This window comes from Parasutterella muris (assembly GCF_009767915.1).
Taxonomy (GTDB): domain Bacteria; phylum Pseudomonadota; class Gammaproteobacteria; order Burkholderiales; family Burkholderiaceae_F; genus Parasutterella; species Parasutterella muris.
In genome coordinates, this window is sequence record NZ_WSRP01000014.1 from 31,776 (window position 1) to 56,699 (window position 24,924).

Genomic DNA, 24,924 nt, shown 5'->3' on the forward strand with positions numbered 1-24,924 from the left:
CCCCGGTATTTTCCCGTCGAACGCTCCTGCCGCTGTGACTTTATTGATATTCAATATTTTCTCAATATTGCGCTGTAACCGTTAGGTTCTGAAGCGCTGAGCATTCTCTTAGATAACAAATTTAACGACCAGCGATACGAGGAGCATGAAGAGCACGACATAAAGCATATTGCGTATCAGACGCGGGCCGACTTTTACCGCATAGGCGGCTCCGAGATGGTTGCCCAGAATGCTGGCAATGGCGCAGGGAACCGCAAGCGCGTATACAACGGTTCCGGCCGATGCAAAGGTTGTGACTGCGCCGAGATTGCCCGCGATATTGAACGCCTTGGCTGTGCCGGAAGATTTCACTAAACCCGCATGGAGCAGCAGATGGATTCCGATCAGAAAGAAACTTCCCGCGCCGGGCCCGAAAAACCCTTCGTAGAAGCCGACGGAAAGACCGATCGCGCTGACTCGCCACCAAAGTCCTTTCTTCGGAAGCGGCTGATCGTCCAGCTTTAGGGCTCCGCAAAAGAGCGAGATCAGAAGCCCGAGCGGCAGCATAAAAATCATGATGATCGTCATCAGTTCATTTGAGAGAAGAAGCGTGACGCCGGAAGCGCCCGCAGCGCCCAAGTAGGACGTGATAACGCCGAGTATGACGACTTCTTTTATGACGGCTCCTTTTCTCCAAAAGGTGATAAGCGCAGTCAGTGAACCGAGACAGGAAGAGAGTTTGGCTGTGCCGAGCGTGTAATGCGCGGGAAGTCCCAGCAGAAGAAGCACGGGCATTGTGATGAGACCGCCTCCGCCGGCGATAGAGTCGACGAATCCTGCAATAAAGAAGGCTGCGCAGCAGATCAGAATGATGGTTAAGGTGATTTCCATGGATTGAGCTTTTTTGTGGTTTACCAACATTATCCTCTTTGCTGTTTGATTTTATGAAAGTCCGTAGTATGGAAAACGCCAAGCGAACGGCCTGCGAAATTAGGAGATAATGAGTCGAGCTTCCTTCTTAAAAAGCGACTGTCCATGCGATTTCGTACGATCCTTTTCTGCATTTCTGCGGCCGCCGCGACCTTCCCGTGTGTTGTGCTCGGGCTGCTTCAGTATTCGTCAGCACAGAATGAGCTCGCAAAGGAAGAAACCAATCGAAAGCAGATTTCGCTGTATGTTTCCGATCGCCTTGATGCAAAGCTCGAGTCTTCTCTAAGACTGATCAGCGTTGCCGCCGAGTACTTTAAGGAGGAGCGTCATCAGCAGGAAAAACTCTCGAGGCATTTAGATGAACTCAGACGAAGCGCGCCCGAAATTCTGAACATCCATTTCGATGATGCTGAGGGCAGAAGCGTCGCCTTTTCTCCGCGGTTCAATGATCGAGGGGAGCCGAACTTCGGAATTTCACATAACGGTCGGGACCATTGGAAAGGAGCGGGAAGCTCCGATGTCACCGTGTCCGGGCTTGTCCATGCGGTTGGTGCGACCCGCAGCGATATTGTCAACATCACTAAGTCTGTGTACGAAGGATCGGAGTTTTTGGGTTTGGCGGTGGCGGCGCTCGATTTGAGGGAGCTTTCCGATTCGGTTTTGAAGGATTTGCCTGATGACAAGTTTCGAATCGCGATTTTTGACCGCAGGGGCAGAGAAATTTTTTCTTCATCCGCAAAAGGAACCGGTGCAGTGAACCTGACTTCTTCGGAACTGAAAGTGGTCACGAAGGGTGCCTCGGCCATATCGATCAACGGTTTTCTCGGCATACTTCAGCCGCTGAGCCGCTCAGACTGGCTGGTTGGCGTGTTCTCAAGCGAGACAGATCGAGCCGGTGTCTATAAGAAACTGATTTTTAACAATCTAATCGTCTGGCTCTTTACCGCGTGTACGGCAATTTTGTTCGGATATGCCGCTTCCGTATCGGTGGCGCGTGCGGTGGAAAAGCTCTCAAAGCAGATGCAGGCGGGCAGAAGTCTTCCGGATAAATCCGAACGAGTACGCTCTCCTAAAGAAATCGTTCAGCTTCAGGTGCTTTACAGCCGTATGCAGAAGAAATTGAACGAAGCCACCGAGAGGCTCAGTCAGCTGAATCGATCCTTGGAAGATAAAGTGCAGGCTCAGGTGGATGTGATTCATAAACAGGAGTCGATGCTGCGCGTGGTCTTCTCGGATATTAGCGAGGGTGTCGTTCTTCTTAATAGAGAAGGCGGTATTTTGTTTTCCAATAAAGCGGCCAAGGCAGTGCTCTCTGATCGCTCCCTCAAGCTTGATGAGGTTATTGAAGCAGCCATCGCCAACCCGTTTGGGAAAATTTTCCGTGAACACGAGAAAGTTATTTATGAATTACGCGCTCTGAAGATCGATAAAGACGACTTAGTCGTTGTGTTGATGCGGGACGCCACATCCGAGGTTCAGGTCGATAAATTAAAGGATGAGCTGATCGGTGTTGCGGCGCACGAACTCAAAACGCCGCTTTCCTGTATTCGTCTCGAAGCGGAATATCTGCGCAACAACTCCGACCGTGACGCGCTGAAATCTTCAGCTCAGGCGCTGCTTGATGAAGCAGACGAAATGAAGTCTTTAATTTCCCGCTGGCTTGATGTGGCAAGACTTGAGTCCGGCTCCTATATGATTCATCGGGAGCTTTGTCTCATAAAACCGCTTATTTCAAAGGCGCTTAAACGTTTTCTTCGGCAGGATGACTTCAGCTGCGAGGTATCTATCAGCGAAGAGGCTAAAGCCGCGTTTATCGACAAACAGGCGTTTCTGCAAATACTCCTGAATTTGTTTTCCAACGCGGACCGTTACCGCTCGGCGGAAAGGCCTTGTCGGGTGTCACTGCATGCGGAACGAAGAGAGGACCGTCTTGTCATTACAATTGCTGATAATGGAATCGGGATGGAACGCGCTGATTGCGAAAAGGTTTTTGATCGGTTCTATCAGTGCAGAATGGATTCTGCGCGCAGGATCAGCGGAACAGGGCTCGGGCTCTTTATTACCAAGCGGCTTGCAGAACTTCATGAGGGAACGATTTCGGTGCAAAGTACGCCCGGAGTCGGATCGGTTTTTACAATTGAATTACCCATTTTTTTAAAACCCGGCGGAGATAATGATGAACAGCATCAGACCGACAGTCCTGATTATTGATGACGAAAGCAAGATCAGGCGCCTTCTCTCTCGTTCACTCGACGGTTTCGGATTTGATGTTCTCCTGTCTGCGTCGGCCGAAGAAGCAATGTTTCTGCTTGAGAAGAGCAAACCGGACATTATCATTCTTGACTATATGATGCCGGAGGTTGACGGACTGACATTTCTTAGTGAGATGCGTAAAAGGTACTCGATTCCGACGATATTCTTATCGGCTCGTGATGAAGTCCGCATTAAAACAAAGGCTTTGGAGCTCGGAGCCGATGACTACGTCGTCAAACCGTTTTCGATGGAAGAGCTGACGGCGCGTATCAAAGCGGTATTGAGAAGAAGCCGCGTTAATTCGGAAAAGGCACCCGAACAAACTGTGCACAACGGAGACTTGGTGATGTTCCCGGATCGAAGAATGTGCCGCTACAAAGATGCGGATATTAAGTTTGCGGATACCGAATTCCGTCTGCTGCTGGTTTTAAATAAACGTCCTGGAACAATCTTCACGCATGAGGATTTGCTTCGTCAGGTGTGGGGCGCGGAATATATCGGCGAGCTCAATTATCTTCGCGTGTCTTTTTCCCGCATTCGCAAAAAGCTGACGGAGGCGGGCTTGGCCGGAACGGCGATCGCATCCTACTCCGGCATCGGCTACTACATTGAAGATCTTTCGGAAGAAGTTTTGTAGCGTTTTTTTAATCTTTTTGAAAAATTCGTGGCGGCTTGGAAACATCTTTGCGCCACACTGAGGGTCATATAAAACCATTTCTCAACACTAGGAGAAAAATATATGACCTCATCTCTTTGCAGACGCAAGTTCCTTCAGACGGCAGCCGCGGCCGCGGCGGCCGCGGTCTCCGCAGGCGGCGCGCAGGCTCAGGACAAACCGTCCTTTGACGAGACATTCGACATTATTGTGGTTGGCAGCGGTATTGCCGGAACAATGGCCGCGCTGAGCGCAGCTGAGCAGGGCGCCAAAGTGCTCATGATTGAGAAGATGAGCCGTCTTGGGGGTACCTCCCGCATCAGCGGCCTGAATTTTGCCTGTGTCGGATCTCCCGCGCAAAAGGCCAAAGGCATTCAGGATTCTCCGGAGCAGCTTGCCTCTGACATGTACAAAGTGTCCGGCTCTATGGGCGACTATGAGAAAGCCCTGGAAATGGCGAAAAATACCGCCAGAGCAGAAGCGTTTATGACTGCAAGAGGCGTTAAGTGGGACGGACGGCTTCTGAAGCTCGGCGGTCACTCCCAGCCGCGCGTGCTGATTTCCGAGGGCGACGGCGCCGGTCTTCTGAACGCGCTGTGGAAGTACATGGAAGGTCTTAAGAACGTGACCGTTCGAGTGCACTGCAAAGCCGATGAAGTCCTCTTTGATGATAAGAAAGCGGTGGTCGGTCTGAAAGTCAGAGAGAATTATTACTTTGATACGCCTGAGAGCGACGATCTGACCAATCGTACGGGCGTGGAGAAAAAGATCCGCGCCAATCAGGGCGTCATCTTCGCGACCGGCGGTTACGCCAGAGACAAAGCATTTCGTTCTGCGGAAGTTCCGTTTCTTGCCGGCGTGGCGACAACGACAAATCCCGGCGCGACTTCCGGCGCGCTCAAGATTTTAGTGAAAGCGGGCGCTCAGCCGATGCATTTGTCCTTATTCCGTTTCGCTTATCCGCTGCCGACTGAAGATATGATCTGGGGCGTTATGATCGATCCGGCGACAAGCCGCAGGTTCCTGAATGAGGGGCTCACGAGAAACGCGCTTGCGCAGTCGGTTCTTCTGAGAAGAATGACTAACGGCGATAAAAAGCCCTTCATTATTTACGACGAAAAAGCGCTCGGCAAATTCCACAACCTTAATCGTGTCCAGCGTTCTCTGAACGGCCTCAACGGTATTGACGGCACGATGTACAAGTACGATTCGCTGAAAGATTTGTGTGCGGCGTACGGCGCTGATCCCAAAGTTGTCGCTGATGAGCTTGAAAAGTACAACAAACTGATTGCAGCCGGCAAAGACTCCGATTTTGATAAGCAGATGGAGCGCTCCGGAAGGAAAGTGCAGACGCTCGACTTAAGCGGTCCGCTTTATGCGATGGTCATCAATCCGCGGTTAAATTACACGCCCGGCGGAATTCGTACGGACCTCAGGGGCCGCGCGATCGCGCTTGCCGACGGCAAACCGATTGAAGGACTTTATGTCGTCGGAGAGGCCTCCGGCGGTCTTCACGGACAGGAACGCATGACGGCCTGCTCAATGCCCGAATGCTGTGTATTTGCCATGCTTGCGGCGGAAAACGCGGCCCAGCGTAAGCGTCAATAGGAGAAAATCAATGAAGACAATACTCAAAACCTCAGTCCTGCTGTGTTCGCTCATTTTTGCCGCTGCCGCTTCCGCTCAGATGCCGCAGATGAGTAAGCATGCACAGAGAAATATTCAATGCACAGGCTGTCATCAGAACGGAACGTTTGCACCGGTACCGACCGCGCAGTGCGTCACCTGCCACAATCAGGATCAGCTTGCGAAAAGTACGGAACGTCTTAACTACACGTCCCGCATGAAAAATCCTAAGACGGGCGAAGTGAAGGAGCATATCGCTTTAGTGAATCCGCACGACAGCTATCATTTCGGCCGTACGGAGGACTGCACCGACTGCCACAGAGAGCATAGGGCAAGCGTTAATGACTGCGCGACGTGCCACGACGTTAAAGCGTGGAATATGAAAGATCCGAAGTAACACGCTATAAACAAAAATGCCTTCGAGTCCTTGCGGAATCGAAGGCATTTATTTACCTAGAAGCGGTTACTGAGGACGCTTCGGATCAGCGCCCTTGGCGCCGGCGTCCGGATTGGCCTCGATAAAGAGCGCTTCAACTTCTTCAGGCGTGTACGTCTGTGTCTGGTTGCAGAAGCGGCAGGTGACATCGATCTTGCCTTCGGCTTTGATGATATCCATACATTCTTTATAGCCGAGCTGCTGCAGCATGGACGAAGTTCTTTCGCGTGAGCAGTTGCAGCTGAAGCTGACGTCGTCCTCGGCGATCGGTTTCATTTTTTCCTGCCAGAAGAGGCGATGCAGAAGTTCCGGCGCGGCCAGCTCCAGAAGTTCTTCGTTCTTGACGGTATTGGCGACCTGAATGATTCTGCCCCAGGCGTCAGGGTCATTGGCTTCGGCGGCTGTTCCGCCGGTACCCGGCATCTTCTGAACCAGAAGTCCGCCGATCTTTTGGCCGTTTGCGGCAAGCCAGAGTTTGGTTTCGAGCTGTTCGCTTCGTACCATGTAGCCCTCGAGATTTTCCGCGACGGTGGCGCCGGACAGAGGCACGATGCCCTGATAGGGCTGGACGCCGGCTCTGCGGCCTTTAGGATCAAGAATAATGGCGCACTGGCCTTTTTTGTCCTGATTGATCAGCGCCTGCAGGTCCATATCCGGAGTGATTTCTGCACCCTCGCGAAGCTGAGCCATAGCGCGGACCGAAAGCGGTGTTCTGACTTCGACTACGATCAGCTGAATCGGACCGGAGCCTTTAACCTGAAGGATCAGAGCGCCGTCGAATTTGATAGTGCTTGATAAAAGAAGCGCACCGGCAGCAAACTGTCCGAGCAGCGAAGCGACATTTTCCGGGTATTTATGGAAACGAATCATGTTCTGCCATTCGTCAGAGGACTGAACGACGGCGCCGCGAACCGGAGCTCCTTCAAAGAGGAACTTAATCATGCGGTTCGAAAGGTTTTCTTGTTTATTTTCTGTCATATTCAATTTATCTACAACTAAGTCACTGACTGGTCAGTCATTTTATCGACTGCTCAAATTACTTAGTAACCAAAATGTCCAAAACGGTCTCAATCTTACCAGTCGTGTCCATAGTGCGAAGAAGGCGGAACATGCGGATCCCAGGCAGGTTCTTCGCTCGCAGTGTTTGTAAGCGATTGTTTAGCACGCTTAGTAAAGTCGGATCCGTCTTAAGACTAAGTGAGGCAAAATCGCGGAAGGAAATCTAAGATTCGCTTTCCAAAGAGACAGATCAGTTTTGCAGAAGCGGCCCTCCGCTGATAAAAAATCTAGCGCAGCGGACAGTTTTTTAAGACAAAAACGGTAATCTGTTCGATGAGATATGAAACTGCGCAGCTGCAGGAATCGTCTTTCAATTAACCTGATCTTCCTTCAGCGGCCGCGGAATACATTGATAAAGAGTGCGGCTGGTGTGTCGCTGAAGTCGCGGGCAGCTCAGCAAAAGAGGTAAGTGTGAAAGAGTACAAGAGAGCGGATTTGCATATGCATTCGATTTTTTCTGACGGAGTACTGACTCCGGAGGAATTGGCTAAAAAAGCGTATGACAATGGTGTGGAGCTGATTTCGCTTACCGATCACGACGAAACGGCAGGTTTGGAAAGAATGAAAGACGCGGCTTCAGAGCTTGGTATGGACTTTGTGACCGGCTGTGAAGTCAGTACGGATTTCGCTCACGTGCCGATCCACATTGTGGGTCTGAATTTCGACCAAAAAAATGAAGCACTGCAGAACCTTCTCAAAGATATTCGGGCAAAACGTTTTAATCGCGCCCTCAAAATGGCAGAGAAGTTTGAAGAACTCGGACTGCACGGAGCTCTGGAGGGTGCTCGGGAGCAGGCGGCAAATTCCATGCTGCTCGCAAGGCCTCATTTTGCGGATTGGCTGGTAAAAATCGGGAAGGCCGAAGATCGACAGGACGCTTTTCGCAAATGGGTCGGCACCGGCAAACCGGCCTATGTGCCGAGAGAAACTACCCCGATCGCCGCGGCTGTCAGAGCAATATCGGATGCGGGCGGCATCACTGTCTTAGCGCATCCCGGACGCTACCCGCTCAAGAGGTGGGCATTTGATGAGATGTTTGCGCAGTTCACAGCCGCAGGCGGGAAAGCTTTTGAGGTGACGACAGGAAGTCATAAGCCCGGCCAGGCTGAAATTTACGCCAAGATGGCTGAGAAGCTGGGATTCTGGGTCTCCACGGGAAGTGATTTTCATTTTGAAGGTTCGCCTGCGCAGCTGGGGCTTCAGGGCGATCTCCCGTCCAATCTTGATCCGGTTTGGCGCCATTTCTCGTAGCTTCGAACGGTCAGGGCTGCCTGAACTCGTCCATGCATCAAAAACATAAGATATCTCGGCACAGTCGGCGCCGGAAAGTCTGATCCTATTTCATCGGCTTCGTCTTTTTGTCTGTGAACTTTAGACGACGAAAATGCGCTGAAGAAATCCGCAAAGCAATGCGTCATAACAGGACCTAACGCTCTTGTCAGGGCAATATGAGAAATCTACAATGAATCCGCGTTTTGTCCGGCAGCAGACAAGGCAGGGCAATTATCAGGCAGGCCTCGAAGGATCGGGGATTTATACAAAGATTAATTAATAACGAATTCAATAGGAGTCAATCATGGGATATATTCTTCAGGTTATGCCTGACAGTCCTCAGCCGCACCGAATTAATCAGGCAGCGGAGCTCCTCAGCCGCGGTCAGGTCGCGGCAGTTCCGACAGATACCGGATTTTCTTTGGTGTGTCGTCTCGATGACAAAGAAGCACTGGATAAAATTAGAAAGATTCGTCAGCTTGGTGAAAAAAAACACTTTACGCTTCTGTGCGAATCTCTCTCTCAGATGAGTCATCTCGCCAGAGTCAACAATACCGGTTACCGTATGGCAAAAAGCGTGACGCCGGGACCTTATACATTCATTTTGGAAGCGACGCGCGAGGTGCCTCGCCGTCTCGCACATCCTTCAAAAAAAACAATCGGACTCAGAGTTCCATCAAATAAAGTACTTCATTCACTGCTGGAAAAAATCGGAGAGCCGCTTATCGGTACAACGGTGATCATGCCGGGGGAAGAAGAGGCGCTTTCCTCCGCTTGGGAAATTCAGGACCGTATCGGAGATCAGCTGGCATTTGTGCTCGACGACGGAAGCTCCGCAATCGGAGACACGACTGTAGTGGATCTTTCGGGCGACGCTCCGGAAATCGTTCGAGAGGGACTCGGAAGCGTCAAGGCGCTCGGTCTATAACCGCACATTTGCTAACAAAACAGAAGGCCGAGAGCGGACCGCAATTGATTAGAGTAAGAAATTACGAATAATTATTGGAATAAAGAAAAAACATGGATATTGCTTCAATCATTCAGACGATCACGGTGTACGCGATTCCTCTGATCTTTGCGATCACCATCCACGAGACGGCGCACGGCTATGTCGCCAGGATGTGCGGAGACCCAACTGCCTATATGCTCGGGCGTCTGACGCTCAATCCGATTAAACACATCGATCCGGTCGGAACCATTCTGGTTCCAGGCGCGCTTCTTATCATGAGCGCGGTCACCGGCATGAGCGGCATCATTTTCGGATGGGCAAAACCGGTTCCGATCAATTTCCGCAACCTGCGCAATCCGAAGACCGATATGATTTGGGTCGCGGCGGCCGGCCCCGGCGCAAATCTTGTTCAGGCGGTTATTTGGGCGATTATTTTGAAGATTCTTTTTATTGCCGGCATTGACAGCGACTTTCTCGCGCAAATGTGTCTTGCCGGCGTGAGCTGCAATATCGTTCTGATGGCGCTGAATCTGATTCCGATTCCTCCGCTGGACGGAGGACGAATCGTAACAGGTCTGTTGCCTCCCGGAATGGCCTGGCAGTATTCAAGAATTGAGCCCTACGGAATGTATATTCTTTTTGCGCTGATTCTTACCGGCACGCTTTCTTTCTTCATGAGACCGTTCATGCACTTGGGAAGCTCCATTGTCAGACTTTTCCTGTGAGTAAAAAAAGATGAAAGAGCCGTATATTCCGAGCGAACACTCGCTCAAAGGACTGAAGGGGGCCCCCTCCGAATGGGTGAAGCGTTTTATTCCGAAGCTGCCTAAAGGCGGCAGAGTTCTGGATCTGGCCTGCGGCTGCGGACGCAACACGCGTCTTTTGGCCTCCTGCGGTTTTGAAGTGGTGGGCGCCGATATTGATGAGCGCTGCCGCCCCTACATCGAAGCAATCCCCGGGGCCGTTTTTGTTCAGGCCGACTTTGAGGGCAGCCCTTGGCCTTTTGAACCGAAAAGTTTTGACGCGGTTCTGGTGAGTTTCTATCTGGAGCGTCGTTTGTATCAGAACCTCTTTGAGGTTTTGAAAGAAGACGGATTCCTGATCTACGAAACGTTCATGCTCCCTTATCCCGGATTTGACGGCAATCGCGCGAAGAACCCGGACTTTGTTCTGAAGCCGCTTGAGCTTATCGATGTGTACCGTGATCAGATGGAAATTCTTGCTTACGGACAGGAGTTAGGAGAAAAGGGGGACTGCTTCCAGCAGTTTTTAGCTCAAAAATCCCTCAGGTCCTAGTGTTTTGCTCGCATAATCATTTTTAAAACAACGGATAGGCGTTCTTATTCGTTAAAATGGAGCAACTCAATCTATCAAGTCTCAGGAGAGAAGAATGATTAAAGGAAGTATTGTTGCACTTGTGACGCCGATGTTCGAAGACGGATCGATTGATTACGATTCCTATCGAAATCTTATCGAGATGCACATTGCTGCCGGCACAAACGCGATTGTGGCGGTTGGTACCACCGGTGAGAGCCCGACGGTGGATTTTCCCGAACATAACGAGCTGATTCGCGTTGCGGTGGAAGCGGCGGCCGGTCGTATTCCTATTATCGCCGGTACCGGATCCAACTCCACGCGCGAAGCGATTGAATTAACCGAATATGCCGCAAGCGTCGGCGCGGCAGCCTCTCTTCAGGTTGTTCCTTATTACAACAAACCGACTCAGGAAGGTCTGTATCAGCATTTCAAAACAATCGCCGAAGCGGTTGATCTGCCGATGATTCTTTACAACGTACCGGGAAGAACCGTTGCGGATCTGAAAAACGACACCATCCTGCGTCTTGTCGAAGTTCCGGGCATTATTGGTGTCAAAGACGCGACCGGAGACTTGGCGCGTGCGGCAGATTTGATGAGCCGTCTTGCTAAAGACAAAGAATTTGCGATTTACAGCGGCAACGACGATTCCGCGCTTGCGCTGATGCTCATGGGCGGCAGCGGCGTGATTTCCGTCACCGCCAACGTCGCGCCTCGTCTGATGTCTGAGATGTGCGAGCTTGCTCTGCAGAATGATGTGATGGGTGCCCGTGCGATCAACGACCGTCTGATGGCGCTCCATAAGGAACTCTTCTGCGAACCTAACCCGGTTGCTCCGAAGTGGGCGCTTCAGCGCATGGGTCTGATCCCGGGCGGTATTCGCCTTCCGCTGGTGCCGCTTTCACCGAGTAAGAGAGAGCAGGTTGAACGTGCGCTGCAGATCGGCGGCTGTATTTAATCGGTAAGTTTTTAAATTAAGGCGGCATAGTCTAAAATGACCGCCTTAAATCAATTTTTGTATCCCGACCAAGGGAAGATTTGGAGTTCAGAATGGGCAGATTTCCTCTGCGAGCTTTAACCCTGGCTGTAGCGGCCGTATCGTTAACCGGCTGTCAGTATTTAGGTTCTAAATTTACTGACGAGAAGATTCAGTATGAAACCACTTCCAGCCGTGCGCCTTTAGAAGTTCCTCCGGATTTGTCTCAGATCCCGGTTGATGATCGCTTTACGGTTCCCGGCAAGCCTCAAGTTGTGACAGCGACACAGGTTGCGGATGTCGAGGAAGCCCGCAAGGCTGCTGCCGGAGTTCAGGCTGAAGTCGGCGCCGCTGCTCCGGTCCTGCCGAAGACAGTCATGACCAAGATCATTAAGGAAGACGGCCAGCGTTACCTGCAGGTCAATCTCCCGCCCGATCAGGTCTGGGAAAATGTTTTAGATTTCTGGCCTTCCGTCGGACTTCAGGTCGAACGTGAAGATCCGAGAGCAGGCGTGATGGAAACAAACTGGGCGGAAAACAAGGCTAATCTGCCGCAGGATATTATTCGTGCGACGCTTGGCAAGATCCTTGATACCGTGTATTCCACTGGCGAAAGAGATCGCTACCGCACCCGCTTGGAACGCAACGCCAACGGCGGAACTGATATTTATGTGACGAACCGCCGCATGATCGAGGTTTATACCAACAGTTCCGAAGAACACACCGCTTGGCAGCCCGCTCCCGCAGATAAAGAGCTGGAAGCCGAAATGCTGACGCGTCTCTCGCTGCGTTTGGAAAACGACTACAACCCGAAACAGAAGACACGTGAAGAAATCGAAAAACAGCCTGCACTTCAGAAGGCACAGCCGGTTTATATCAGCCGCGAAATCAGAGGCGCTGACGGCAAGACCGAGGCGCTTGAAGTTGATGAGCCGTTCGATCGCGCTTGGCGCAGAGTCGGTGTCGGTCTTGATCGAGTCGGTCTGACGATTGCCGACCGTGACAGAGCACAGGGCATTTACTTTATCCGCTACCTTGACCCGGATTACGAAGTTAAGAAGAGAAATGATGAAGGACTGTTTGCTCGCTGGTTCGGAAAAGAAAAACCGATCGATGCTCCGCTGTATCGCGTATGTCTGACTTCCGACGGAGATAAGACAAAGGTTACGGCAATGCCCGACAGCGATAAGACAGATCCGCTGAGTACCTCTTCGAGAATCCTGAATCTGCTCCAGGAACAGATTCGCTAGTCAGTTAATCAAAACACAAACCGGATAAATGCTATCCGGTTTTTTCTTAGGTGAAGCTATGAGAAGAACCGACCGAGAAGTTACGGATATTGGAATAATCAAAGATGTCCTTGATCACTGCCAGGCGGTGACTTACGGCCTCTATGACGGCAAAGAGCCTTACTCCGTACCGATGTCCTTCGGCTATGAAATGACTGAAGACGGAAAAATGCGTTTTTACAGTCACTGCGCTCATGAAGGCAGAAGACTCAGTATTCTGAGAAACGGACATGATCGTGCAGCTGTCAGCGCTTTCTGTGACGGCAAACTGTATCTCGATCCGGTGGTGGTCTGCCGCAGCGGATTTTCTTACCGCAGTTTCATGGGAAGCGGACGGCTCCGTATTGTAGAAGACGCTCAGGAAAAAGCGCACGGACTTAAAGTTGTCTTTAAGCATTATTCGGGTATTGAAGAAAACTTCACTGAAGAAATGACAGAGGCGGTTGAAGTTCTGTGCATGGAGCTTGAGAGTTTCTCCTGCAAAATTTGTGTGAAATAACCGATCTGAGCGGATTTTGCGCTGTCCTGCCGTTTTTAGGACGTAGGATAAGCCGATTGAAATACTGAGAAGAAGAGATAACTATGGAACAAACAACCATTGGTCCGGATACAGTTGCCTGGCTGCAGATCGATATGTTCGATCTCAAAGGCGAAGAAATTGAAAAAGGCCCCGCTGAAGGTATCCCGGTGCTTTTCGGACACGGCGATATTTTTCCGGCTCTGGAAAAAGCACTCCTGGGCAAGAAAGAAGGAGATGTTGTCAACGTTACGCTGGAGCCTGAAGACGCGTTTGGCGAGAGCGATCCGGAGCTGATTAAGGCGGTCCCGCTGAATCTTCTCGGTGACAACGTGGAAGAGGGGATGAGGCTTGAAGGTGTTCCCAACGACCCGACAGACGAACATATTTATACGGTAATCGGAAGCGACGAGAACCGCGTTTATCTTGACGGCAACCATCCGCTTGCCGGATGGTCGCTCAAGTTCATCATCAAGGTTTTGAAGGTTGAGAAAGCCACACCTGAGGAAGTCGAAGAAATGGAATCCTCGGAAATGATGCCGGACTTCCTTCAGGTCGCGGATGTGACGCGCAAAGATATCGAATAAGGTCTCGATTTATCGGAACTGTTTCGCGGTTTTCTGAAGCTCAGCAAGCGCTTCCCAAGCCTGACGCGGCGATAAATCATCCAGATCGATATCTTCGATCTTATCAAGGAGCTCATTGAGCTCCGTTTCTTTTTCCGCAGCCTGCTCGAACTGAGGTTCAGCCGGTGCGCAGAACAAGTCGAGCTGCCGATCATCGGTCTGAGCGGCCCTCTCTTCCAATTTTTCTAAAACTTTTGATGCGCCGCGAATGACATTTCTCGGAATTCCGGCAAGTTTTGCCACAGCGATGCCGTAGCTCTGGTTAGCGGCTCCTTCACGGATTTCGTGCAGAAATACGATGTCGCGGTTGGTTTCTGTAGCCGCGACGTGCATGTTGACAACGTTCGGCACGGTTTTTTCCAGCTGCGTCAGCTCGAAATAATGCGTCGCAAAAAGCGTGAAGCACTGACGATTGACGGCCAGATCCTCAGCAATGGCGGCGGCAAGCGACAAACCGTCAAAAGTCGATGTGCCTCGGCCCACTTCATCCATCAGCACAAGACTGCGATCCGTCGCCTGACGAAGAATAGAAGCGGTTTCGGTCATCTCCACCATGAATGTCGAGAGTCCGCGCACTAAGTCGTCGGCCGCGCCGATGCGTGTCAGAATCTTATCAATCGGTCCGATCTCAGCATAATCCGCAGGCACAAAGCTTCCGCTGTAGGCAAGCAGCACAATCAGCGCGATAGAGCGCATATAGGTTGATTTACCGCCCATGTTCGGACCGGTGATGATGTGCAGCTTTCTCTGTGCGGACAGCTCGCAGTCATTAGGCACGTAGTTCTCAATGGTGCGTTCCACCACTGGGTGTCTGGCGCCTTTGATATCGATGCCGGGATTGAGTGTGAATTCAGGCTTCACCCAGCGATAAAGGTCGGCGTGTGTCGCAAGCGACGAGAGCGCGTCAAGAACACTCACCGCGTGCGCGGACTCAAAGAGTTCGGTGACGTACTTTTTGCACTCTTCAACGACTTCATCGAAAAGCTGCTTTTCAAGCGCTTTTGAACGCTCTTCGGCGCTGACCGCTTTATCCTCAAATTCTTTTAATTCGGGCGTGATGTAGCGTTCAACGTTTTTCAGCGTCTGACGTCTTCGGTAGTTGTCGGGTACTTTATCGATCTGTGCCTTAGAGACTTCGATAAAGTAGCCGTGAACCGAGTTAAACTCCACACGCAGAGTAGGGATCCCGGTTCTTTCCTTTTCTTTGGCTTCATATTCGACAAGGAATTTGCCGCCGTGATCTTTGATTGCTCGAAGGTCGTCAAGCTCTGCGCTGTAGCCTTCGGCGATGACGCCCCCGTCCCGGATAAACGTATTGGGTTCTTTTTTGATTGACTTGTCGAGCAGATCGTAGAGACTCTGAGGAAGCGGCAGTTTCTCAGCGGTGTTCGCAAGCAGCGGCGCGGCAAGTTTCTGAATATTCTCCGTCAGGACATTTAGAGACGGGATGCAGTCTCTGAGAGAGGCGAGCTCACGCGGCTTGACGCTCGATAGCGCGATTCGTGTCGCGGTTCTTTCAAAATCCGGTATGGACTTTAAGAAGTCCTGAATATTTTCCAATTCAGGCATCGACTCAAGCAGAATTTCGATCGCGTCGCTTCGAGCCGATGCGGTTTTCTGAGCGCTTGCCGGTGATGTGAGCCATGAGAGCAGTCTTCTGCTGCCCATCGCGGTTTTGCAGTGATCCAGCGTCGAGAGCAGGGTATTGGTTTGTTCTCCCCGCAGCGTGCGGGAGATTTCCAGATTGCGGCGGCTTGCCGCATCCAAACCGAGGTGCTCGCTGTCTGTTTCACGGACGATGCCGGTGATGTGCGTGAGCTCAGTACCCTGCGTTCCGCGGGCATACTCGGCGACAACGCCCGCCGCAGTGATTAAGAGATCAGAGTCGCTGATGCCGAAAGGCTCCAGGGTCGATGTTCCGAACTGCGACAGCAGCGTTTTTTCTGCCCGCACCCGATCAAAGTGCCAGTCGGGAAGCGCCGTCACGCTTCTGTCCGGAAAGACTCTTTCCGCGGTGTCCCTCATGGAATCGGGAATCAGGATTTCCGAGGGATTGATGCGTTCGATCTCGCTCATCAGCGCGCTTTCGTCGGTTTCGATCGCTTTGAAAACGCCTGAAGAAATAATCATCCAGGACAGACCGATCTTGCCTTTTTTCCCGGAAGCATAGAGAGCCAGAAGACAGCTTTCGCTTCTCTCGCTCAGAAGGCTTTCATCGGTAAGGGTTCCGGGCGTAATCGTGCGGACCAGTTTCCGATCCATAGTGCCCTTGCCCGGTACGCCGATTTGTTCGCAGATGCCGACGCTGAAGCCCTGATTTACGAGGCGAAGCAGGTACTGATCAAGAGTTGTATACGGAATGCCCGCCATCGGAATGCGCGCTCCGCTCACGAGCGCGCTTCTTGAAGTCAGTGTCAGCCCGAGCGTGCGGTGCACGGTTTCCGCATCGTCAAAAAACGTTTCGTAAAAATCCCCCATGCGATAGAGAATGAGCAGTCCGGGGTTGGCCTGCTTAATTTCGACGAACTGTCTCATCGCCGGTGTGAAGCTGAGCAGCTGGTTTTCGTCAATATCTTCGAATCGGATGGACTGAGCGGACATATGAAACGTCTCTCTGAATAAACAAAGAACCTTCTAATACTGCAGAAGGTTCTTGATAAATGCAAATAAAAAAAATTACTCGGACTGAGGTCTGATGACTTTCATCATATCGGCATAGACCTTCGGTGTCGCGGCAACGATTTCGCCCTTGGAGAGGTAATCGCCCTCGCCGGAGAAATCGGTCACGATGGCGCCGGCTTCACGAGCGATCAAAGCTCCTGCGGCGATATCCCAAATCTTGATGCCTTTTTCCCAGTAACCGTCGAAGCGGCCGCAGGCGGTCCAGCATAAATCCAGGGCAGCGGAGCCGCATCTTCTGAGGCCGCAGGTGTTTTCCATCATTTTCTTCATGGTTTCCATGTAGGCGCCGTAATCGTCACCTTCACGGAACGGGAAACCGGTTGCGACCAGCGCATCCTGAATAGAAGTCAGACTGGAAACGCGGATTCTGCGTTCGTCCAGGTAAGCGCCTTTGCCTTTCTCGGCGGTAAAGAGCTGGTTGCGGTTGGCATCATAAACGACGCCGCACTGAGGAACTCCGTCTTTGAGAAGCGCGATGGAAACGGCAAAAACGTCGATGCCGTGGATGAAATTAGTGGTTCCGTCAAGCGGATCGACAACCCAGAGATATTCAGCGCCGACAGTACCGCTTTCTCCGCTTTCCTCACCGAGGATCGCATGATTCGGGAAAGCCGTTTTAATGGTTTCGGTAATGACGCGTTCGCATTCCTTATCAACCTCGGTGACATAATCGCCTGCGGCCTTGTTCGTGATGTGCAGGCGGGTTCTGTCGCGGAAAGCCATCATCTGAATGCGGGCAGCTTCTCTTGCTGCTTTAATCGCGATGTTAAGCATGCCGCTGTTCTGCATCGGCATTGTCGGAGCAGGTCTGAACAATTTTTTTTCTGCGGACCGTTCTTTTGTCTTAGCGGAAGCGGAGCGCTTGCCCGCACCGGATTTCGCGCGCTGCGGCTTGGCTGCGGGCTTATTAGTAACTGCCATTTAAACCTCTGTAAGAATCGGATGCACCGAAATAGGTGCTTTAAACTAGTATGCGATTTTAACGCAACCACAGGCAATATATGGAATTTGTCACTCACGGCGGGCGGATCCGTTTCATCCTTGTTTCTCCGAGTCACCCGGGCAATATCGGAGCCGCCGCTCGGGCGATCAAGACCATGGGTTTTGATCGGCTTTATGTTGTCAATCCCCGTCATGAGGATTATCGGGAGAACGCAGACGCGCTCGCATTTTCAACGCACGCGGCCGACGTTCTGAAAAAGAGCGTGTCCGCTCCGACACTGCTTGAAGCGCTTGACGGTGTCTCTTTTGCCTGTGCGCTGTCCGGCTATGACCGTGAATACGGACCTCCGCTTAAAGATCTTCAGAGCAGCTGCGAGGAGGTTCGCGATCGTCTGGAGCGATTTGAGGACGCTGAGATCGCTTTTGTATTCGGCACTGAGAGAAGCGGTCTCACGAATGAGGAGATGGAGCTCTGTCAGCTCTGTACGGCGATACCCGCCAATCCCGAGTGCGATTCTCTTAATTTAGCTCAGGCTGTGCAGGTCACGGCGTATCAGCTTCAGCAGACGCTTCGCGGAAGGGCGCTTGACGCGCATGCGCATCGTTTTGAAGATGAAGAGCCCGCCAAAGTTGAAGCGATCGAAGGACTCTTTGAGCACTTGGAAAAAGCGATGATCAGCTGCGGGGCGCTTAATCCGCAGCAGCCCAAATTTATGATGCCGAAACTCAGAAGAATCTTGTCGAGATCGGGGCTTTCGTCCTCAGATGTCGATATGCTAAGAGGTATCTGCGGGGCAATTATCTGCCCGAGGGAAGAAAGAGCCGGCAGAAAAACTCAAAGAAACAAGTAAGGAAAAGCATGTTCAGCAGAATCAAGGGAGACGTAGACTCAATTTATGAACGAGACCCGGCGGCGCATTCCAAATGGGAAGTACTGCTGTGTTATCCGGGGCTTCATGCCGTGATGGCGCATCGCGTCTCTCATTGGCTGTGGCAGAAGAATTGGCGCGTCTGCGCCCGCTGGCTCTCGCAGGTCAGTCGGTTTTTAACCGGGATTGAGATTCATCCGGCAGCTAAGATCGGAGACAGAGTGCTGATCGACCACGGGATGGGCGTCGTGATCGGCGAGACCGCTGAAGTAGGTGATGACTGCACGATTTATCACAGTGTGACCCTCGGCGGTACGTCCCTTGAGAGTGGGACGAAGCGTCATCCGACGATCGGACGCAACTGTATTATCGGCGCGGGCGCCAAAGTGCTTGGCGGCTTCGAAGTCGGCGATAACTGCCGTATCGGCAGCAACGCTGTGGTGATTAAGCCGCTTCCGGCTAATTCAACCGCGGTTGGTAATCCGGCACGAATTGTCGATAAGAAAAAGAGCGCCGAGAAAAAAGCGGTCGAAGATGCAAAAGCTCAGGTTCGGCTTGCCGCCTACGGTATCGTCGCCAATGAGGAAGACCCGTATGTGCTGAAGCTCAAGCAAATGGAAGCAAAGCTTGCGGAACAGCAGGCAAGAATAGAAGCGCTGGAAAAGAGCTCAGCAAAATAAGACGATTAAGTCTTTGTATTACACGAGAAGTAAAAAAATAACGGCAGTCCGCGAGGCTGCCGTTATTTTTAGGGCGGCCTGACAGGACCGCACCGTTGGGTTAATTTAGGGTTTGTTTTGAGGAACCGTATAGAGTTCTTCAATTTCCGCCGCAAGACGCTCTTTAATGATGGGGCGGCGCAGCTTCATAGTGACTGTCAGCGCGCCGTTATCCACATTCCAGCCCTCACGAAGGAGGCGGACATTTCGCGGAATTCCGTACTGCGGGAAATTCGCGGCGGCTTTCTTCAGGCGCTTCAGGGCGGCCATTCTAATGTCTCGGCGCATCATTGCGCTGTCGTCCTTCGGATCAATACCGTGCTCTGCGGCAAAATGTTCCCATTCTTTTTCGTTTACGACAGCAAGAGCTGTAATAAAGGGACGGCCTTCACCGACGGCCATGACCTGTTCAAAGAGCGGGTCTGTCTGTATAGCGAGCTCCAAGTCAGTCGGCGAGATTTTTTCTCCGGTCGAAGTCACAATGATTTCCTTGATACGGCCCTTGATTCGGATGCGTCCGGCGTCCGAGAGCTCTGCCTGATCTCCGGTGCGGAACCAACCGTCTGAGGTAAAGGCCTCTGTGGTCGCTTCGGGACGTTTCCAGTAACCCTTCATGACCGAGGGTCCTCTCACCTGAAGCTCATCCATATCACCAAGGCGTACTTCGATTTTTTCAAGCGGTTCTCCGACGGTTGTCGGATTGTTAGCGCCCTGACGATTGACGGAAATCACAGGGGCGGTTTCTGTGAGACCGTACCCCTGTCTGATATCGATACCCATGCCGCAGAAGAAGTGGCCGATTGCGTTATTCAGCGCGGCGCCGCCCGCGACCGCGGTTCTCAGGCGGCCGCCAAAGAGCTTGAGAATCTGTTCGCTGAATTTGGGCAGGATGTAGGGCGCTAGGAATTTGTCCATCCAAGAGTAGGAGGAAGAGGGAATGGCCAGATCGTTTTCTTTGCAGAACTTTCTCCAGCCGATAATCTCGGCCTGATCAGCAAGAGAAGCAGTAAATCCGCCTTTGTTTCTTAACGAATGTTTGATCTTGTTGTAGAACTGTTCAAAGACTCGGGGAACCGCAACGAAGATCGTGGGGCGAATGATCTGAAGATCTTCCGGCAGCTTGAGCACGGAACGGGCGAATCCGACCTCTGCGCCAAGATTCAGCGCGTTATAGATGGTGACGGTTCTTTCGAAGGTGTGCGAGAACGGCAGGAAAGAAAGGAACACATCATCCGGCCCCATATCGAGTGCGTTGGAAATGCCGATCGTGTTGGCAAATATGTTGCCGTGCGTCAGCATGACGCCTTTGGGTTTGCCGGTGGTACCGGATGTGTACACAATGGCGGCAAGACTTTCGGAATCAATGTACGGGTCTTCGATCTCAGTGCCGCTGCCCGCGTTAAGCCAATCAGAGAGGTTATAGACCGGAACGGGAGAATCTTTATCAGCCGTATCGGCATCTTCTCCGGAAGTGATGACCGCTTTCAGATTAGGGTAGTCGCGCTCGGCGTTGAGCATCGCGTTCCAGCGCAACGTGCGCGGGACAAAAAGGATTTTTGCTTCCGAGTTATTCAGAATGAATGCGCTTGACGCCGGGGTGTCGACCGCGTGCAGCGGCACCGGGACCAGGCCCGAGCTCAGAAGCGAGAGATCAGCGAGCGCGGCGGTGGTGGAATTGGGCATCAGTATAGCCGCATGATCGCCTTGCTTCAGGCCGGAAGCGGCAAGCGCTTTTCTCCAGCGCATCACACCGTCTCCAAACTCCTTCCAGGTCATTGTGACCCAAGCGTTGGTTTTGGCGTCAAATTCGCGGTAAGCGACTTTATCGGGACGAATTCGGATGTTTCTTCTGAGCAGGTCGGGAAGCACCCTGGGTTCTATGGAATTTTCGGCTGTCATTTATTTTCCAAAATTTTTATAAAGGTTGTCGATATCTGTCTGATTATCCGCAACGATAACGCGGCGTTTGATTTTGAGCGTCGGAGTCAGGGCGCCGTTATCAATTGTCCACGGCTCAGAGAGGAGCTTAACCGCACGCGGTACGCCGTACTGAGGGAACTGTCGGCAGTCAGATTTCAAACGTTTGAGGACCGCGCGTATCACCGTGCTGTTGGTCATGATGTCCGGATCGTTCGGGTCCAAAGAGAGCTGCTTCACAAAATCCGCAAACTGATCTTGGTTCACTACGAGCAGCGCGCAGATAAACGGCCGATTGTCGCCGTAGATCATCGCCTGATCAAACAGCGGGTCAGTTTCAATCGCCTGTTCGATGTCAACGGGCGGAACTTTTTCGCCGGTCGACGTTACGATAATTTCCTTAATTCGGCCTTTGATTTTCAGGTATCGGCCTTCTCCGATTTCTGCCTGATCTCCGGTTGAGAGCCAGCCCTCAGGACTGATGGTTTTAGCGGTATCTTCCGGTCGCTTCCAGTAACCCTTCATGACTTGAGGACCTCTGACGAGAAGCTCGTCTTTGTCTCCGATTTTTGCTTCGATGCCGGGAAGGATTGGTCCGACCGTATCCGGATGGTTGGCGCCTATTTTATTGACAGAAATGATCGGCGAAGTTTCAGTCATGCCGTAGCCCTGATAGATTTCCACGCCAAGTCCGATCAGTGTGCGCGCGACATCCGTACTTAGGGCCGCACCTCCGGAGACGGCGACGCGCAGTCTGCCGCCGAATGAATTTCTGATCTGATTGCGGACGGTTTTGTTGTAGAAGGGATCAAGCAGATCGTCGAGCGTATTGATAAACGGATTGTGAGCGGCTAAGCCGTTGCGGCGCTCAAAACGGCGGTAGCCCGCATTGACGGCGCTGTTAAAAACAAACTGCGCGGCAGATCCCTTCGTTTTCAGGCGTTCTTTAATCTTGGCCGCGACTTTTTCGTACACACGCGGGACCGACATCATGATAGTGGGACGAGTATGTTTTAAATCATCAAGGATTCGGGTGACGCCGCGGCTGAACGTCACTTTATTTCCCATGCCGAGACCAATGTAGTAAGAGGTTGTGCGCTCAAACGTGTGTGAAAGCGGCAGGAATGAGAGCCACTCGTCTCCGCCGACCGGCGCAAGGTTGTAGAGCAGGGCGGATATGTCGCTCATGATATTTTTATGCGTCAGCATAACGCCTTTGGGTTTGCCGGTCGTGCCGGACGTGTAGACGAGAGCAGCAAGGTCCTCTTCGGTCGGGCCCTCGAAAGGGAGAGTGCTTTCCTGTCCCCTTGCGAGCCACTCGTTTAACCCGAGTGTTTCGACGCCGCTGCTGCTGATGCCTTCGCCTTCGTCATCGATAAAGACAACGGTTTTAAGGTGTGGCAGATCGATTCCGGCCTGTTCGATGGCATGCCAGCGGGCTCGATTCAGGATAACCAGAAGTTTGGTTTCTGAGTCGTTCAGAATATATGCGCAGTTTGCGGCGGTGTCGATGATATGAAGCGGAACCGGGACGCGTCCTCCGATGAGTGTGCCCTGGTCAAAGCAGACCGCAGCGATGCTGTTGGGAAGCAGCATTGCCGCTTTGTCGCCTTTTTTAAGTCCGCTCGCGGTAATGGCTTTGTGCCACAGCTGAGCGCGCTCCCAAAGTTCTTTGAAAGAAAGCGTGACCCATTCCTGTTTTTTGGCATCATATTCGCTCAGCGCGGGATCGTCTCCCCGAATGCTGAGGTGGTGAGAAATGAGTTCGGGAATAATGGAAAGTTTTCTAATTTCAGCGGCTCTTTCCCGGCTGTCGTCAAACATTGTCATTGTTATCTCGCAGAAATCGGCTTATCCCGGACAACAAGGTCGAGGTCTAAGGCAGAAAGAATTTTAAGAATGGTCGCAAATTCCGGTGAACGCGTTCCCGAGAGCGACTTATAGAGGCTTTCTCGAGAAAGGCCGGTTTCTCTGGCAAGACGCGACATGCCGTAATTTTTGGCAAGAGCGCCGAGCGCGAGAATAATCTGCGCAGCATCGTCCTGGGTGCGGTCAAGGATGTCGTTGAGCGTTCTCGCTTCCGCCGACTCCGCCCGCACCGGGAAGTCTTGTATTTGTGACATGGTTATTTCCCGTTGTTTCACAAGTATCAGGGCTGAAGTGTAGCCTACAGGATACAGAAGCAGCGGAAGTTCGCGTAGAAGCGTAGATACGGGTTTGCCGCAATGATCTACTGGTTAAAGCTGTACGGGCTGACAGAGTAGACGTATTCAGGGATAGTCTCTCTTTTCTGAACTTCTGAGGGCGGCGTCATGTTCTGGCTGGCAAGGAAGTTCTTGACAGCGCCGACGGAGCGATCGATGAACTTTTCGGTCAGAAGTTCAATTAGGCGATAGGTGTTTCCGCTTTCGTCATGAAAGTTGGGATAGTCGGTGAAATCGTAATCGATCAGATCTTCAACGGAGAGGCGGCCGTCGGTGACGGTAAAGTACTGCTGCACCGAGGCGAATTTTTCGCCCTGAGGGTCGACAAGATGTGCGGTCAGGCGGAAGTCGAGCGAATCGTCCATAAAGGAAAGATCGTCGGATTCTTCCGCGTCAAAGAGTTTTTCTCTTGACACGGAATCCACAAGAAGGTCGGCCTGACGGATACGCGCCCAAAGAGCGTGGCAGTCATATTTTTTAAGACGGTAGCTCTGAGCTTTGATACGGAAAGTCGCCTCGCCGTCTTCATCGTGACCGAAGTCAGCGGTGAAGTTGTTGATTAGATCATCGGCATGAGCGAGCGCCTCATCGGTCGGGAAAACGGCTCCGGCGTTATTCAGAATAGAAAGACAGCGCAGCAGTCTTCTTGTGTCATAGCCTTTACGGTCAAGTTTTACCTGTTCGAATGCATACTGGCCGGCAATCTGACCGGCAGTAAAACGAACGCCTTCTTCACGATAATCAGCAGGCAGGGCGCTGATGAACTCAGCGACGCGTTCGAGCTGTCCGCAGCCGTATACGGCGAGACAAATCGCGGGCAAAGTTCGATTCGGAGTAGTGAGGCGCATTGCAAAAAACTAAGTAAAAATTAAACGGGGAATACATTGTACCGATTCAAAAAATAGATTGTGCGCAACAAAGAGGACAGATACAAAAAAATAAAACAAAAGACGAAAAACTGCGCAGCGGTATGATTTTCAAACGCTACGAACAAATCAGCTGAAAAGTTGAATTTTGAAATCTTCGTATAGAAAGTAATTTACCCTTTTTAGCCTGGTTTGTGACTAGAAAATTCCATTTGAATACTTTTGAAAAACTAAATAGTGTCAATTTAATGAAATCAATCATGAAATAAAATTGAAAAAATCTTGATATATTTATTAATTATTTATCTAAAATTATTGAAATTTGATTAACAACTTGTTTCTTATTAAATTTTCTTGTTTCAATTTTGCAAAAAGAAAATTTTTTTATGTATTCTATTGGCACTGTCTTATTAAATGCGTTTCTCCTCTATTTAACGCGAGATACCTCCGGTTGGTCCCGGATGGTATGTCTAAGACCCAAAAACCGCCGGCAAGGCGGTTTTTTCTTGCCTTCGATATTTTGATCTCGCAATTGCTGAAGAAACATCGAGGCTGCATTGGAAACGCCAAGCGTCCGGGATGTTATAAATTCATCCAGCAGCGGTTCACTAAAGGGACCTTTTTGCGGTCCTTTGAACTGGAGAACAGTTCACCGGGCAGCTATTTGATAAAAATCTCATTAGAACTATCCCTAATTAGGACTATTCCTTATCTGTAAAGAAGTGAATTTAATTTAATTTGACACCAATAAAATATAAATCTAATGAAAAATTTAAGCGTATATCTAAAAAACAATAATTAAAAAATATACTCTCTTTTTTAGATTTGTTTCTCTTAAAAGACG

Annotated in this window: 22 protein-coding genes; 14 read left to right on the top strand and 8 right to left on the bottom strand. The window is 51.3% G+C overall.

Annotation, left to right across the window (positions count from 1 at the left end):
• Nucleotides 1-108: 108 nt before the first annotated feature.
• A complete protein-coding gene (locus E5987_RS05635; RefSeq protein WP_160335122.1) occupies nt 109-870 on the bottom strand; it encodes a sulfite exporter TauE/SafE family protein in 762 nt (253 codons plus the stop codon).
• A gap of 144 nt (nt 871-1,014) precedes the next feature.
• Between E5987_RS05635 and E5987_RS05640 the strand changes: the two genes are divergently transcribed.
• The 4 genes from E5987_RS05640 to E5987_RS05655 all read left to right on the top strand — a co-directional run bounded on the left by E5987_RS05640 (nt 1,015) and on the right by E5987_RS05655 (nt 5,840).
• Complete coding sequence (locus E5987_RS05640; RefSeq protein WP_160335123.1) at nt 1,015-3,120, top strand: sensor histidine kinase; 2,106 nt, start codon at nt 1,015-1,017, stop codon at nt 3,118-3,120.
• Nucleotides 3,086-3,799: a response regulator transcription factor gene (locus E5987_RS05645; RefSeq protein WP_160335124.1), complete on the top strand. Its 714-nt coding sequence runs from the start codon at nt 3,086-3,088 to the stop codon at nt 3,797-3,799. The genes E5987_RS05640 and E5987_RS05645 overlap by 35 nt, the downstream gene beginning before the upstream one ends.
• A 102-nt stretch (nt 3,800-3,901) precedes the next feature.
• Nucleotides 3,902-5,425, top strand: coding sequence for an FAD-dependent oxidoreductase (locus tag E5987_RS05650; protein WP_160335125.1), 1,524 nt, complete (start codon nt 3,902-3,904; stop codon nt 5,423-5,425).
• A 10-nt stretch (nt 5,426-5,435) separates the two neighbouring features.
• Nucleotides 5,436-5,840, top strand: coding sequence for a cytochrome c3 family protein (locus E5987_RS05655; protein WP_160335126.1), 405 nt, complete (start codon nt 5,436-5,438; stop codon nt 5,838-5,840).
• 66 nt (nt 5,841-5,906) lie between these two features.
• Here E5987_RS05655 and hslO read toward each other — a convergent pair whose 3' ends face one another.
• The gene (gene hslO, locus E5987_RS05660) at nt 5,907-6,857 is read right to left on the bottom strand and encodes an Hsp33 family molecular chaperone HslO (protein WP_160335127.1); all 951 of its coding nucleotides are present in this window, start codon (nt 6,855-6,857) and stop codon (nt 5,907-5,909) included.
• 492 nt (nt 6,858-7,349) lie between these two features.
• Here hslO and E5987_RS05665 point away from each other — a divergent pair, with 492 nt between their 5' ends.
• From E5987_RS05665 to E5987_RS05700, 8 genes are all read left to right on the top strand, one after another.
• The gene (locus tag E5987_RS05665) at nt 7,350-8,189 is read left to right on the top strand and encodes a PHP domain-containing protein (RefSeq protein WP_160335128.1); all 840 of its coding nucleotides are present in this window, start codon (nt 7,350-7,352) and stop codon (nt 8,187-8,189) included.
• A 325-nt stretch (nt 8,190-8,514) separates the two neighbouring features.
• Entirely contained in the window at nt 8,515-9,138 is a 624-nt protein-coding gene (locus E5987_RS05670; protein WP_160335129.1) for an L-threonylcarbamoyladenylate synthase, read from the top strand.
• A 92-nt stretch (nt 9,139-9,230) separates the two neighbouring features.
• Nucleotides 9,231-9,884 carry a site-2 protease family protein gene (locus E5987_RS05675; RefSeq protein ID WP_202074556.1) on the top strand — a complete coding sequence of 218 codons (654 nt, stop codon included), beginning with the start codon at nt 9,231-9,233 and terminating at the stop codon, nt 9,882-9,884.
• Nucleotides 9,885-9,894: 10 nt separating this feature from the next.
• Entirely contained in the window at nt 9,895-10,455 is a 561-nt protein-coding gene (locus E5987_RS05680; RefSeq protein ID WP_160335130.1) for a class I SAM-dependent methyltransferase, read from the top strand.
• A gap of 94 nt (nt 10,456-10,549) precedes the next feature.
• Entirely contained in the window at nt 10,550-11,431 is an 882-nt protein-coding gene (gene dapA, locus E5987_RS05685; protein ID WP_160335131.1) for a 4-hydroxy-tetrahydrodipicolinate synthase, read from the top strand.
• 92 nt (nt 11,432-11,523) lie between these two features.
• Nucleotides 11,524-12,699, top strand: a complete 1,176-nt coding sequence (gene bamC / locus E5987_RS05690; RefSeq protein WP_160335132.1) for an outer membrane protein assembly factor BamC — start codon at nt 11,524-11,526, stop codon at nt 12,697-12,699.
• Between the two features lie 58 nt (nt 12,700-12,757).
• Entirely contained in the window at nt 12,758-13,237 is a 480-nt protein-coding gene (locus E5987_RS05695; RefSeq protein ID WP_160335133.1) for a pyridoxamine 5'-phosphate oxidase family protein, read from the top strand.
• A gap of 83 nt (nt 13,238-13,320) precedes the next feature.
• Nucleotides 13,321-13,842, top strand: a complete 522-nt coding sequence (locus E5987_RS05700) for an FKBP-type peptidyl-prolyl cis-trans isomerase (protein WP_160335134.1) — start codon at nt 13,321-13,323, stop codon at nt 13,840-13,842.
• Nucleotides 13,843-13,851: 9 nt separating this feature from the next.
• Here the strand turns inward: E5987_RS05700 and mutS are convergent, their stop codons facing one another.
• Entirely contained in the window at nt 13,852-16,482 is a 2,631-nt protein-coding gene (gene mutS, locus E5987_RS05705) for a DNA mismatch repair protein MutS (protein ID WP_160335135.1), read from the bottom strand.
• A 75-nt stretch (nt 16,483-16,557) separates the two neighbouring features.
• Nucleotides 16,558-17,337, bottom strand: a complete 780-nt coding sequence (locus E5987_RS05710; protein ID WP_202074560.1) for an inositol monophosphatase family protein — start codon at nt 17,335-17,337, stop codon at nt 16,558-16,560.
• A 227-nt stretch (nt 17,338-17,564) separates the two neighbouring features.
• On the opposite strand from E5987_RS05710, the gene E5987_RS05715 reads away from it, so the two are divergent.
• Together E5987_RS05715 and cysE are read left to right on the top strand one after the other, a co-directional pair.
• On the top strand, nt 17,565-18,356 hold the full coding sequence (locus E5987_RS05715) for an RNA methyltransferase (RefSeq protein ID WP_160335137.1): 792 nt from the start codon (nt 17,565-17,567) through the stop codon (nt 18,354-18,356).
• An 8-nt stretch (nt 18,357-18,364) separates the two neighbouring features.
• Nucleotides 18,365-19,054: a serine O-acetyltransferase gene (gene cysE, locus E5987_RS05720; protein WP_160335138.1), complete on the top strand. Its 690-nt coding sequence runs from the start codon at nt 18,365-18,367 to the stop codon at nt 19,052-19,054.
• 105 nt (nt 19,055-19,159) lie between these two features.
• Here cysE and E5987_RS05725 read toward each other — a convergent pair whose 3' ends face one another.
• The 4 genes from E5987_RS05725 to E5987_RS05740 all read right to left on the bottom strand — a co-directional run bounded on the left by E5987_RS05725 (nt 19,160) and on the right by E5987_RS05740 (nt 24,062).
• Nucleotides 19,160-20,992 (bottom strand): AMP-dependent synthetase/ligase, encoded by a 1,833-nt coding sequence (locus E5987_RS05725; RefSeq protein ID WP_160335139.1) that lies wholly within the window; start codon nt 20,990-20,992, stop codon nt 19,160-19,162.
• Nucleotides 20,993-22,840: an AMP-dependent synthetase/ligase gene (locus tag E5987_RS05730; protein WP_160335140.1), complete on the bottom strand. Its 1,848-nt coding sequence runs from the start codon at nt 22,838-22,840 to the stop codon at nt 20,993-20,995.
• Between the two features lie 2 nt (nt 22,841-22,842).
• Nucleotides 22,843-23,133, bottom strand: coding sequence for an addiction module antidote protein (locus E5987_RS05735; RefSeq protein WP_160335141.1), 291 nt, complete (start codon nt 23,131-23,133; stop codon nt 22,843-22,845).
• 107 nt (nt 23,134-23,240) lie between these two features.
• Entirely contained in the window at nt 23,241-24,062 is an 822-nt protein-coding gene (locus E5987_RS05740; protein ID WP_160335142.1) for a hypothetical protein, read from the bottom strand.
• Between the last annotated feature and the right edge of the window lie 862 nt (nt 24,063-24,924).

What these genes read in the sequence shown, in the direction of transcription:
- E5987_RS05635 (WP_160335122.1), bottom strand. Translation starts at nt 870, where the DNA reads ATGGAAATCACCTTAACCATCATTCTGATCTGCTGCGCAGCCTTCTTT.
- E5987_RS05640 (WP_160335123.1), top strand. Translation starts at nt 1,015, where the DNA reads ATGCGATTTCGTACGATCCTTTTCTGCATTTCTGCGGCCGCCGCGACC.
- E5987_RS05645 (WP_160335124.1), top strand. Translation starts at nt 3,086, where the DNA reads ATGAACAGCATCAGACCGACAGTCCTGATTATTGATGACGAAAGCAAG.
- E5987_RS05650 (WP_160335125.1), top strand. Translation starts at nt 3,902, where the DNA reads ATGACCTCATCTCTTTGCAGACGCAAGTTCCTTCAGACGGCAGCCGCG.
- E5987_RS05655 (WP_160335126.1), top strand. Translation starts at nt 5,436, where the DNA reads ATGAAGACAATACTCAAAACCTCAGTCCTGCTGTGTTCGCTCATTTTT.
- hslO (WP_160335127.1), bottom strand. Translation starts at nt 6,857, where the DNA reads ATGACAGAAAATAAACAAGAAAACCTTTCGAACCGCATGATTAAGTTC.
- E5987_RS05670 (WP_160335129.1), top strand. Translation starts at nt 8,515, where the DNA reads ATGGGATATATTCTTCAGGTTATGCCTGACAGTCCTCAGCCGCACCGA.
- E5987_RS05675 (WP_202074556.1), top strand. Translation starts at nt 9,231, where the DNA reads ATGGATATTGCTTCAATCATTCAGACGATCACGGTGTACGCGATTCCT.
- E5987_RS05680 (WP_160335130.1), top strand. Translation starts at nt 9,895, where the DNA reads ATGAAAGAGCCGTATATTCCGAGCGAACACTCGCTCAAAGGACTGAAG.
- dapA (WP_160335131.1), top strand. Translation starts at nt 10,550, where the DNA reads ATGATTAAAGGAAGTATTGTTGCACTTGTGACGCCGATGTTCGAAGAC.
- bamC (WP_160335132.1), top strand. Translation starts at nt 11,524, where the DNA reads ATGGGCAGATTTCCTCTGCGAGCTTTAACCCTGGCTGTAGCGGCCGTA.
- E5987_RS05695 (WP_160335133.1), top strand. Translation starts at nt 12,758, where the DNA reads ATGAGAAGAACCGACCGAGAAGTTACGGATATTGGAATAATCAAAGAT.
- E5987_RS05700 (WP_160335134.1), top strand. Translation starts at nt 13,321, where the DNA reads ATGGAACAAACAACCATTGGTCCGGATACAGTTGCCTGGCTGCAGATC.
- mutS (WP_160335135.1), bottom strand. Translation starts at nt 16,482, where the DNA reads ATGTCCGCTCAGTCCATCCGATTCGAAGATATTGACGAAAACCAGCTG.
- E5987_RS05710 (WP_202074560.1), bottom strand. Translation starts at nt 17,337, where the DNA reads ATGCTTAACATCGCGATTAAAGCAGCAAGAGAAGCTGCCCGCATTCAG.
- E5987_RS05715 (WP_160335137.1), top strand. Translation starts at nt 17,565, where the DNA reads ATGGAATTTGTCACTCACGGCGGGCGGATCCGTTTCATCCTTGTTTCT.
- cysE (WP_160335138.1), top strand. Translation starts at nt 18,365, where the DNA reads ATGTTCAGCAGAATCAAGGGAGACGTAGACTCAATTTATGAACGAGAC.
- E5987_RS05725 (WP_160335139.1), bottom strand. Translation starts at nt 20,992, where the DNA reads ATGACAGCCGAAAATTCCATAGAACCCAGGGTGCTTCCCGACCTGCTC.
- E5987_RS05730 (WP_160335140.1), bottom strand. Translation starts at nt 22,840, where the DNA reads ATGACAATGTTTGACGACAGCCGGGAAAGAGCCGCTGAAATTAGAAAA.
- E5987_RS05735 (WP_160335141.1), bottom strand. Translation starts at nt 23,133, where the DNA reads ATGTCACAAATACAAGACTTCCCGGTGCGGGCGGAGTCGGCGGAAGCG.
- E5987_RS05740 (WP_160335142.1), bottom strand. Translation starts at nt 24,062, where the DNA reads ATGCGCCTCACTACTCCGAATCGAACTTTGCCCGCGATTTGTCTCGCC.